This is a genomic window from Sphingomonas sp. ID1715 (assembly GCF_013044515.1).
GTDB lineage: Bacteria > Pseudomonadota > Alphaproteobacteria > Sphingomonadales > Sphingomonadaceae > Sphingomonas_B.
Map to the genome: position 1 here is coordinate 99,533 of NZ_JABEPR010000008.1, position 9,707 is coordinate 109,239.

At 61.0% G+C, this 9,707-nt stretch carries 11 protein-coding genes and 3 pseudogenes; 8 read left to right on the forward strand and 6 right to left on the reverse strand.

Annotated features, from left to right (window positions below):
- Positions 1-36: 36 nt before the first annotated feature.
- Positions 37-528 (reverse strand): MucR family transcriptional regulator, encoded by a 492-nt coding sequence (locus HJG53_RS16285; protein ID WP_019054418.1) that lies wholly within the window; start codon positions 526-528, stop codon positions 37-39.
- A 263-nt stretch (positions 529-791) separates the two neighbouring features.
- Between HJG53_RS16285 and HJG53_RS16290 the strand changes: the two genes are divergently transcribed.
- Complete coding sequence (locus HJG53_RS16290; protein ID WP_019054419.1) at positions 792-1,601, forward strand: hypothetical protein; 810 nt, start codon at positions 792-794, stop codon at positions 1,599-1,601.
- Here the strand turns inward: HJG53_RS16290 and HJG53_RS16295 are convergent.
- A complete protein-coding gene (locus tag HJG53_RS16295; protein WP_026149970.1) occupies positions 1,577-1,813 on the reverse strand; it encodes an acyl carrier protein in 237 nt (78 codons plus the stop codon). The two genes, HJG53_RS16290 and HJG53_RS16295, sit on opposite strands and share 25 nt — an antisense overlap.
- A 119-nt stretch (positions 1,814-1,932) precedes the next feature.
- Here HJG53_RS16295 and HJG53_RS16300 point away from each other — a divergent pair, with 119 nt between their 5' ends.
- Positions 1,933-2,175, forward strand: a complete 243-nt coding sequence (locus HJG53_RS16300) for a hypothetical protein (protein WP_019054421.1) — start codon at positions 1,933-1,935, stop codon at positions 2,173-2,175.
- Positions 2,176-2,262: 87 nt separating this feature from the next.
- Positions 2,263-2,910: pseudogene (locus HJG53_RS16305) on the forward strand (hypothetical protein); the annotation flags it as partial.
- A gap of 408 nt (positions 2,911-3,318) precedes the next feature.
- On the opposite strand, the gene arsH reads toward HJG53_RS16305, so the two are convergent.
- The 4 genes from arsH to HJG53_RS16325 form a co-directional block, all read right to left on the reverse strand.
- A complete protein-coding gene (gene arsH, locus HJG53_RS16310; RefSeq protein ID WP_062069117.1) occupies positions 3,319-4,065 on the reverse strand; it encodes an arsenical resistance protein ArsH in 747 nt (248 codons plus the stop codon).
- Positions 4,066-4,232: 167 nt separating this feature from the next.
- Positions 4,233-4,769, reverse strand: coding sequence for a GNAT family N-acetyltransferase (locus HJG53_RS16315; RefSeq protein WP_037509299.1), 537 nt, complete (start codon positions 4,767-4,769; stop codon positions 4,233-4,235).
- Positions 4,770-4,874: 105 nt separating this feature from the next.
- Positions 4,875-5,204 (reverse strand): helix-turn-helix transcriptional regulator, encoded by a 330-nt coding sequence (locus HJG53_RS16320; protein WP_037509301.1) that lies wholly within the window; start codon positions 5,202-5,204, stop codon positions 4,875-4,877.
- 75 nt (positions 5,205-5,279) lie between these two features.
- Entirely contained in the window at positions 5,280-6,335 is a 1,056-nt protein-coding gene (locus HJG53_RS16325) for an ArsO family NAD(P)H-dependent flavin-containing monooxygenase (RefSeq protein WP_037509361.1), read from the reverse strand.
- A 210-nt stretch (positions 6,336-6,545) separates the two neighbouring features.
- On the opposite strand from HJG53_RS16325, the gene HJG53_RS16330 reads away from it, so the two are divergent.
- The 5 genes and pseudogenes from HJG53_RS16330 to HJG53_RS18900 all read left to right on the forward strand — a co-directional run.
- Positions 6,546-6,896: a helix-turn-helix transcriptional regulator gene (locus HJG53_RS16330; RefSeq protein ID WP_037509303.1), complete on the forward strand. Its 351-nt coding sequence runs from the start codon at positions 6,546-6,548 to the stop codon at positions 6,894-6,896.
- 9 nt (positions 6,897-6,905) lie between these two features.
- Positions 6,906-7,385 (forward strand): annotated as a pseudogene (locus tag HJG53_RS18415) (arsenate reductase ArsC); the annotation flags it as partial.
- 39 nt (positions 7,386-7,424) lie between these two features.
- Entirely contained in the window at positions 7,425-7,856 is a 432-nt protein-coding gene (gene arsC, locus HJG53_RS18420) for an arsenate reductase (glutaredoxin) (protein ID WP_037509366.1), read from the forward strand.
- Positions 7,857-7,869: 13 nt separating this feature from the next.
- A complete protein-coding gene (gene arsB / locus HJG53_RS16340) occupies positions 7,870-8,949 on the forward strand; it encodes an ACR3 family arsenite efflux transporter (protein WP_037509304.1) in 1,080 nt (359 codons plus the stop codon).
- A 571-nt stretch (positions 8,950-9,520) separates the two neighbouring features.
- A pseudogene (locus HJG53_RS18900) lies at positions 9,521-9,707 on the forward strand (IS21 family transposase); the annotation flags it as partial.

The following is a 9,707-nucleotide window of genomic DNA, read 5'->3' on the forward strand; positions in this document are numbered from 1 at the left end:
CCGACGTCTCCGAACCGAAATGCCGCGTTGATGCTGCTAGGAAGGCTGCCCTTCGGTTGACTTTGCACGTCCGCGACGAGCCGGGGCGGCTTTGGTGGCCTTTGCCGGCGCGGCGCTGGCCGCCTTGGGCTTGCGCCCGAGGCCGATGCTCTTCGCGAGCGTGCGGCGCTGCTCGGCATAGTTGGGTGCGACCATCGGATAGTCGGCCGGAAGATTCCACTTCGAACGATAATCAGCCGGCGTCATCTGATAATGCGTCATGAGATGGCGCTTGAGCATCTTGAGCTTTTTGCCGTCTTCCAGACAGACGATATAGTCGGGTTTGATCGAAGCCCGGACCGACACCGCCGGCTCCTGCTTTGTTTCGGCAGCCGGTTCACTTTTGCCGAGATTGCTCAGCGCTCCATGAACATTCTGGATCAAGGATGGCAGATCAGCGACCGCCACGCTGTTGTTCGTCACATGTGCCGCGACGATATCGGCGGTCAGGGTAATCAGCGTGCTATCGTCTTCCGATACTTCGCTCATGATGATCTTGCCTTCTTTGGTTGAAAGAACCCGGAGGACTATTCGCTACCGGGAACATGACGCCATGTGAAGCTCGCAAGGCCTCAAAGGAACATAAGCTCACCGGCGCCAATCAGGGGATGTGCGATATCTGATCGTGCCCAATCCCAAACATTCCGTAAACCGATTCATCTCGATCCCTGTCCAAAGAAGAGGGGAATGGACCGGGGAGACAGGTCGAAGGTCCAAGCGGCGTCGATCCTTCTCCATCCCGAGGCCACGACATGGACACCTCACGCAGCCAGCGCTGGCGGGAGCGGCGCGCTCTATGGGCGACCGACTCTCTCGTCATCAATCCGAAAGCCTACTCGGCGGACATCATCGACCACGCCGCCGCGCGCGCGTTCATCGCCGAGCATCATTATCTGCCGAGCTACCCGGCCGCTCAGGTCGCGATAGGTCTCTTCGGCCGCCAGGCGGTGCTGGAAGGTGTGGCCGTCTTTGCTGTGCCGGCGACCGACGCCGTCATCACCCGGCATACCGGCTTTACCGATCCCGCCAAAGGATGCGTCCTCGCGCGGCTGGTCCTGCTCGACAGCGTTCCGCAGAATGGCGAAAGCTTCTTTTGCGCCCGTGCCTTTCGGCTTCTTCGTCAAGCACGCCCCAGAATCGAGGCCGTGGTCTCCTACAGCGATCCCGAGGCAGGTCATGTCGGCCGGGTCTATGCTGCCCTGTCCGGCGCGCACCGGGGCGTCTCCCGGCCGCGCATCGTCCTTCGCGTAGGGAACCGCACCATCTCCGATCGGACGCTCTCCAAAATCCGGCTCGGCGAACGGGGCATGGATGGCGCGATCGCACAGATCGTCGGCCTCGGCCTGCCAGGCCCGGGACTTCGGGAGCAGCCGGAAACCTGGCTCCGCCGTCTTCAGGCTGAAGGCCTCCTGACCCGCCATCGCACCGCCGGGCTTTTCACCTATTGTTTCGAGCTGACCCGCAGCGCCCGCCGAAACGGCCGGACGCTGCCCAGGCTTCCCTATCCCAAAATCCTCCCGCAGGCTCGATTCCAGCGTCAGGCTTTGGCGCTTTCGACGTAGGTGATTGCGTCGCCGACGGTCTGGATTTTCTCGGCATCGGCATCCGATATCGAGATATTGAACTCTTCCTCGATAGCCATGACGAGCTCGACGACGTCGAGGCTGTCGGCACCGAGGTCATCGATAAAATGGGCGTCGGGTGTAACCTTGTCGCGATCGGCACCAAGCTGGTCCGCCACAAGCTCCGCAATTCGATCGGCGATGTCGCTCATCCAATTCATCTCCAAGGGGGGCCGCCTTTCGAGGTCGGCATCCGCGTGCCGTTGCTCTTTCGGCGGCGTCGCGTCCGCCGGTGGGGCCGCAATATCGTCTTCAGCAGAGGAGCAGTCTGATGCATGTCGAGTTCGAAATCCATGGCCGCTTCGACGTCCCCGACGGGACCGAACAAATCGACGGATCGACCAACCTCTTCCGGCTTCCGTCAGGCCAGGTCGTATCGGTTCATCCGGTGATCGAGATGGCCACCGCCCTCGACGGCGATGACCACCGGGACCTCACGACCGACGCGGCGGCCGCGATCGGCGTCCATCTCGATCTATACGATCGGGAGTCCAGCCTTCAGGACGCCGAGTGACGATGCGCTTTCACCACCCAGGGCCGAGGAGGAGAGGCGGGGGGACGTTCGGCGCGCAGATGGACTGCGCGAGAACGGAGCACCTCCATGCTGGCGACCGATCCTTCCGCGCCCGCCGCGCATATTCGCGACATCGACTATATCCGCGTCGCCGAACCTGCCCCCGTGGTGCTCGCCTACGGGATCGGCGTCGACAGCACCGCGCTGCTCGTCGAGCTCGAAAGCCGCGGAACCCCGCCCGATCTCGTCCTGACCGGCGACCCGGGCATCGAGAAGCCGGAGACCTACGCCTATCAGAAGATGATCGCCGCCTGGATGGCCGCGCGCGGCATCCGCTACGAGACCGTTCGCTACACGCCGCGCCGGTTCAAGCACTGGCCGCCCTATTACGACCTGCTAGCCAACGTCCTCACCAATGCGACGCTGCCGAGCATTTCTCTGGGGCGTCATTCGTGCTCCCTTAAGTGGAAGGTGGCGCCCCAGGATGCGTTCCTGAAACAGTGGGCGCCGGCGAAAGCGGCCTGGGCGCGCGGCCAGAAGGTCATCCGCCTGATCGGCTATGATGCCTCGCCGGCGGATACTCGGCGCCATGCCCATGCTTCCGCGATCGAGCATGATCTCTTCGAGTGCCGATACCCGCTTCGCGAATGGAAATGGGACCGCGCCGCCTGCATCGCCCGCATCGAGGCTGCCGGCCTTCCCGTGCCGCCCAAGTCGAGCTGCTTCTTCTTATGTTTGCAGATGGTGTCTCGTCTCATCACAACCCTTTATTTATGCGCTATAAAATTAACCGCCGTTTGAGACGATTCGAGACCATTGAAGCGCTCGGGACAGTTGCAAAGCGCTACTGCACTTTGCAACTGTCCCGAGCGCAACCGCCGAAGGCGGCGCGACTCGTCGCGGGGGCATCCGGAATGACTTTGCTGAGCGGAAGAAACTAACTTGCCATTGCCTGTCGGGTTGCTGATGCGGCCTTGATCATTGCGCCGACAGATTGGGAAATGTCTGGTACGCGCCCAAATCGGCCGTTTGGGCCAAGCCGTGCCGCCCCCGAAACCTGCCATTCCTCCGGATACTTGGTGCGTTGGGAGTACCGCTTCATCGACACTCCCATTTGACAGTCAGGCCAAGAGGACCTTCGATTCAGCTTTGAGGCGCGATGGCGATCGCAGAATGGTCTGTGGAGGCATCGACTGGAACACCCGCCTCCTTGCGTTCGGAATAGCGGTCGACAAGTTGCACCGCATGCGGACGCATCAGCACGGTGAAGCGGACCAGCTCCTCCATGACGTCGATGATCCGATCGTAATAGCTCGACGCCCGCATCCGGCCGTCTTCGTCGAACTCTTTGTACGCCATTGCTACCGACGACTGGTTGGGGATCGTGAACATCCGCATCCACCGACCCAACAGGCGCAGTGAATTGACGGCATTGAAGGATTGCGAGCCGCCGGACACCTGCATGACGGCAAGTGTCCGTCCTTGCGTCGGCCGCATCCCGCGCATCTGAAGCGGGAGGTGGTCGATCTGCATCTTCATGATGCCGCTGATCTGGCCGTGTCGCTCCGGGCTGCACCAGACCATGCCTTCGGACCAGAGCGCGTGCTCGCGCAGCTCATGCACGGCCGGGTGGTCGTCTCCGGCCACCTGATCGGGCAGCGGCAGGTCGCTGGGATCGAAGATCCGCGTCTCGGCGCCGAAGAACTGCAACAGGCGAGCAGCCTCCTCCACGGCGAGGCGCGAGAACGAGCGTTCCCTGAGCGAACCATAAAGCAACAGAATGCGGGGCGGAGGCTGGTCTGAGCCGAGGCCGGTGGCTGGACGCTCGAATGCGAACGCCTTGTCCAACGCCGGCAAATGGTCGGGGGCTGCGAGTTCACGCAATCTCATTCTCGAATACCTTTCTCAAGTCGGCTGCACGCCGCTTCATTTCGGCGGCAAAATGTCTGTTCGAACCTCGCCCGGCACGACTGCGGTCCACTTCTTCGCGGGACGATCGCAGGGCATCGCGGTCGAAGAACCGGGCGGCACTGACCGACCGCACAGGTATTTGGGCTCTAGGCCGGTCGATCCGCTGTCGGCGCAGAAGCCGTGCCGCCGCCAAGCGCGATCTGCATGTAGACGGTGTCGAGCCATCGGCCCGCCTTCCAGCCCATGCCTGTCAGTCGGCCGACGTGTTCGAAGGCGCAGGATCCGTGCAGCGCAACGGAAGCAGGTTCGCCGCCTCCGATCACAGCGACCATTTGCCGGAAGCCGTAAGTTTCCGCAGCATCAAGCAAAGCCGTGAGAAGTCGCTTGCCGATCCCGGAGCCCCGTCGATCATGCGCGATGTAGATGCTGTTCTCGCAAGCAAAAGCGTAGGCAGGACGATCTCGGAACTGCGTCGCGTATGCATAGCCGACAACTTCCGTTCCCTCGCAGGCGACGAGGAAAGGCCAATTCCGGTCGGTGATGGTCTCAATCTTGACGGTGGTCTCGGCAACCGTGGGCGGAACGATCTCATAGGTCGCCGTGCCGTGCAGTACGTGATGGGCGTAGATGGCAGCGATGGCTTCCGCGTCATCGACGGTCACGCTTCGAACAGAGATCGTCACTGGCGTACTCCAAGTGGGCTTTTAAGGTTCAACATGGCAGGCAAACGCTGGCCGGTTCGCTGCACTGCGGGCGCACTTACAGGAACGGGATTCACTCGCGTCCCGTCAGATGCAGGTCAGCTCAGCCAGCAGCGGCTCGTAGAGTTCGGTTCGACCCTGGCAGCAATCCTTGGCGAGAAAGACCATCACGCCGCGCAAGGAATCCAGGTTGGCGCGCTGAATTTGCTGTCGCCCGCGCTTTTCGGCGATGACGAGACCCGCCTTCACCATGACGGCGAGGTGCGTCGAAAATGTGCTCTGGCTCAGCCCAGATGCCTCGACCAATTCACCCGTGGAAAGCCCACCGGGCTCATGCCGGATCAACAGCCTGAAGGCCTCCAGTCGCGTAGGGTGCGCGAGCGCTGAAAGCAGAGCGAGGGCTTCTTCGGTGTTCATTCATCGTAATTTACCGATTGGATTGCGATCGTCAATATTGAATCGGAAATTCCCGATAAAAAGCCGGCCGGTGCCTCAGCTGTCGGCAGCCTCCGCCAGCGCCGAAGTGAGCAGCGCGGACACATCGCGTGCGGTTCGTGCAGCGCCCATCAGGGTCGCGGAGCCAGGCCCCGTCCAATCGCCGTATCCGGCCATCCAGAGGCGTTCCTCTTTGATCGAGCGATAGTCCTCAACGTGGACCCTGCCATCGGCCTCCACCACGTTCAGCGATTGCAGGTGGTCGAGCGCCGGCTTGAATCCGGTGCACCAGATCACCGCATCCACGGCTGTTTCCGATCCATCGGGCCAAACTACGCCTGTTGCCGTCATTCGGGTGAATGGCCGCACCGAGGAGAGGTCGCCGCGATCGCGCGCCGCTTTGACAGGAGGAACCATCACGATGTCGCCGACACCGCCGACAGGCTCTCCATCTGGCGGCCCTTTCATCCGAGCCACGGCCCTTTCGAAGAGTACCCGCCCGTCGACATCATCGGGAAGAAACAGTGGGTCATGTGTTGTAACCCAGGTCGCGCTGGCAATCGGAGCAATCTCCGCCATGATTTGCGCGCCGCTGTTGCCACCCCCGACAACCAGCACCGATTGCCCGGCATAGGCCTCCGGGCGGTTGTACAGCGCGGAGTGGACTTGCGTCCCCTCAAACAGATCGTGACCGGGATACTCAGGCACATAGGAGTGCGACCAAGTACCGGTCGCGCTGACAACGAAGCGAGCAAAATAGGGCCCATCCTCCGTCACAACCTCCAGATGAGCGCCGGACCGGCGGATGGTCTCTACGCGTACGGGCCTTTGGATGGGCAGCTTGTAGCGTTCCTCGTAGCGGCTCAGGTAATCGAGCACATCATCGCGGGTCGGATACCCCTTGTGTGAGGGCGGGGGCATCAGCCAACCGGGCAATGAACTGTATCCCGCTGGAGAAAACAGCCGCAGCGAATCCCAGCCATGCCGCCACGCGCCGCCAGGACCGGTTTCTGAATCGACGATCACGAAATCTGCCCCGGAACGGCGTAGATAATAGCCCAACGACAGCCCCATTTGCCCGCCGCCAACTATGACGATGTCGTGCGTTTTCATTCGGTCGCTCCCATTCCGAGGATCGAGGCAGTGCTGGAGAAAGCATTGGCGCCGCAGCAGCTTGCTTGAGCTCGCATAACTTTGAACGACGTGCATTCCTCTAAGGACCGCAATAGCACGGTGAATCCATATTTCCACGGTTTTGGAAATATCGATTGACGAGCCTTCGGCGCGCCCATATTTCGATAATCCTAGAAGGATCGACGAATCATGAATGACCTCAACTCCCAGGTGTGGGCAGTCGATGCATTGAGCGCTTTGGCGCATGAAACGCGCTTGTCCGTGTTCCGCATGCTGATCCAGGCAGGGCCGGAAGGCCATGTCGCGGGCGCCATTGCCGAGCGCGCGGGCGTGCCGCAGTCGACGATGTCCCACCACTTGAGCACGCTTGAGCGCGCAGGCCTCGTTCAATCCGAACGGGAAAGCCGCCTCATCCGCTACCGCGCCAACTATGCCGGAATGCAGCGGCTGCTCACGTTCCTCATGCAGGATTGCTGCCAGGGGGCGCCGGAGATGTGCTCGGACCTGATCGCCAAGATTCGCTGCGATACATCAGCTTGAGGGTGCTCCATGTCCGACAGAACCTACAACGTCCTGTTCCTATGCACCGGTAACAGCGCGCGCTCCATCCTGGGCGAAGCGCTCATGAACCAGCTCGGTGGCGATCGCTTCGTGGCGTACAGCGCCGGCAGCCAGCCCAAGGGCAAGGTTCACCCGATGGCTCTTGCGGTTCTCGATGAAATGGGGATCGACAAGCGGGGCATGTATTCCAAGAGCTGGGACGAGTTCGCGAAGCCCGGCGCTCCTAAGTTCGATTTTATCTTCACCGTCTGTGACAACGCCGCCGGTGAGACATGCCCGGTGTGGATCGGACATCCGATCACGGCGCATTGGGGTATTGAGGACCCGGCCGCAGTTGAAGGCGAAGGCCAGCGCGAGGCGTTCCTGAAGGCGCTGCGCTATCTTCACAACCGCATCTCGCTGTTCCTCACCCTCCCGCACGACAGCATCGACAAGATGGCGATGCAGCAAAAACTTCTCGAAATCGGCCAAAGCGAAGGTGCGAGCCTCAAAGCTGGAGCAAACAGTATGACCACCGACATCATCATCTACCACAACCCGGAGTGCGGCACGTCGCGCAATGCCCTCGCGATGATCCGCAATGCCGGCATCGAGCCGCACGTCATTGAGTATCTGAAGACGCCGCCCTCGCGCGCATTGCTGGAAAGCCTGATCTCGCGTGCGGCTATGACCCCTCGCGCGCTGCTTCGCGAGAAAGGCACGCCTTATGCCGAACTGGGCCTGGGTAATGCCGACCTCACCGATGCCGAATTGATCGATGCGATGATGGAGCATCCGATCCTTATCAACCGGCCGCTGGTCGTCTCACCGCTCGGCGTTAAGCTATGCCGTCCGTCCGAAGAAGTGCTCGACCTCATTCCCGCTGCGCAGCAAGGCGCTTTCGCGAAGGAAGACGGCGAACAGGTGGTCGATGCGGCCGGCAATCGCGTAGCTGGCTGAGCGAGCAGGACCCATGACCATCGAGCCCAAGCCGGAACGTCTCTCGTTCCTTGATCGCTATCTGACCCTCTGGATATTCCTGGCCATGGCGCTGGGCGTAGGCTTGGGCTCCGTGTTCCCCGGCCTACCAAAGACAATCGACAGCCTGTCTTGGGGGTCGACAAACATCCCCATCGCAATCGGCCTGATCCTCATGATGTATCCGCCGCTTGCGCGGGTACGGTATGAGGAACTGCCTCATATCCTCGACGACAAGCGCATCCTTGTGATCTCGCTCATCCAGAACTGGCTTATCGGACCAGTCCTGATGTTCGCCCTCGCGGTCCTGTTCCTGCGCGACAAGCCGGAATACATGACCGGCCTGATCCTGATCGGTCTGGCGCGTTGCATCGCCATGGTTATCGTCTGGAACCAACTTGCGAAGGGCAACAACCAGTACGTTGCAGCGCTGGTCGCGTTCAACTCGATCTTCCAGATCTTGTTCTTCAGCGTCTACGCTTGGTTCTTCCTGGCTTTCCTGCCGCCGTTGTTCGGGCTCGAAGGTAGCGTGATCGACGTGAGTTTCTGGACGATTGCCCAAGCTGTCTTGATCTACCTTGGCATTCCGTTCCTCGCCGGCTTCGTGACCCGAAAGGTGCTGACGAAGGCCAAGGGCAACGAGTGGTATGAGCACACGTTCCTGCCGAAGATTGGGCCCGTGACGCTGGTCGCGCTGCTCTTCACGATCGTTGCTATGTTCAGCCTCAAGGGAAGCGAAATTCTCGCGCTGCCCGGTGATGCCCTGCGCGTGGCGGTCCCGTTGACGATCTATTTCGTCGTCCAGTTCACGATCGCGTTCTTCATGGGGAAGCTCGTCGAGAGCGATTACCCGCGCACGACGGCCGTTGCCTTCACAGCGGCAGGCAACAACTTCGAACTCGCCATCGCGGTTGCCATTGCGGCTTTCGGGCTTTCGTCGCCGGTTGCGTTCGCTGCAGTGATTGGGCCGCTGGTCGAGGTGCCGGTCCTGATCCTGCTGGTCAATGTTGCCTTCTGGTTTGGACGGCGCTGGTTCCCTGACACTGTGCCACAGCGGGCGCGCGCGTCCACCTGAGCCTGAGTTCGCGAACTGTTGTCTGCGCCGAGATCTCTCAACGATAGCCCTCTCGGCACAGACACAGCAGTTGCGCCTGCTCGACATCACTTCGCCAACGGCAGCTTTCTTCGTTTTTCAAACCAGAACCGGTCGGACAGCAAGCGGCCCATCGCGGTCATTTACATGCGAGATACCCGTTCAAGCTGCTGGTCGCAGGCAGGCTGTTGATTGAGAGAATTTTTCGTCGAGCGATGGGCCCAACCAAAATCCATCAAGCGTTGTGCAGGGCAGGATCAGTGCTGCGCAAGCGGGGAGGGTTCTAAACTGAATCTGCGTTCAATGGGTATCCCGCCCGTGACGGGCTCGCGTCGCCATGTAGCGTAGAGCGAATTGAGCGTGCAACGTGGCGTCGATTGTAATGTCCTCAGGGCTCGCTCGCATCATGAGCTGGCCGCCCCTGGTTTTGGCAGCATTGAATGTGGATCGGCGTGCAAAAAGGACCCCGTTAGCGGGGTGATCGGCGTCTAAAAGGGACCCCTCATTTCGATGGTTTAAGCAGCCGGCTGGATTTTCAGGCGGCGAGATCGGGATGTTGATTTTGGAGACAGTGGTTCGGATTCGGCGCGAGTATGCCGGCGGCAAGGCGATCAAGGCGATCGCGCGGGATTTGCATGTGTCGCGGAAGGTGATCCGCAAGGCGATCCGGGCGCCGGAAGGCGCATTCGACTATCAGCGCAAGGTTCAGCCACTGCCTAGGATCGGGCCGTTTCAGGATC

Excerpts from the sequence above, each read along its gene's own strand:
- HJG53_RS16285 (WP_019054418.1), bottom strand. The coding sequence starts at position 528 with ATGAGCGAAGTATCGGAAGACGATAGCACGCTGATTACCCTGACCGCC.
- HJG53_RS16290 (WP_019054419.1), top strand. The coding sequence starts at position 792 with ATGGACACCTCACGCAGCCAGCGCTGGCGGGAGCGGCGCGCTCTATGG.
- HJG53_RS16295 (WP_026149970.1), bottom strand. The coding sequence starts at position 1,813 with ATGAGCGACATCGCCGATCGAATTGCGGAGCTTGTGGCGGACCAGCTT.
- HJG53_RS16300 (WP_019054421.1), top strand. The coding sequence starts at position 1,933 with ATGCATGTCGAGTTCGAAATCCATGGCCGCTTCGACGTCCCCGACGGG.
- arsH (WP_062069117.1), bottom strand. The coding sequence starts at position 4,065 with ATGAGATTGCGTGAACTCGCAGCCCCCGACCATTTGCCGGCGTTGGAC.
- HJG53_RS16320 (WP_037509301.1), bottom strand. The coding sequence starts at position 5,204 with ATGAACACCGAAGAAGCCCTCGCTCTGCTTTCAGCGCTCGCGCACCCT.
- HJG53_RS16325 (WP_037509361.1), bottom strand. The coding sequence starts at position 6,335 with ATGAAAACGCACGACATCGTCATAGTTGGCGGCGGGCAAATGGGGCTG.
- HJG53_RS16330 (WP_037509303.1), top strand. The coding sequence starts at position 6,546 with ATGAATGACCTCAACTCCCAGGTGTGGGCAGTCGATGCATTGAGCGCT.
- arsC (WP_037509366.1), top strand. The coding sequence starts at position 7,425 with ATGACCACCGACATCATCATCTACCACAACCCGGAGTGCGGCACGTCG.
- arsB (WP_037509304.1), top strand. The coding sequence starts at position 7,870 with ATGACCATCGAGCCCAAGCCGGAACGTCTCTCGTTCCTTGATCGCTAT.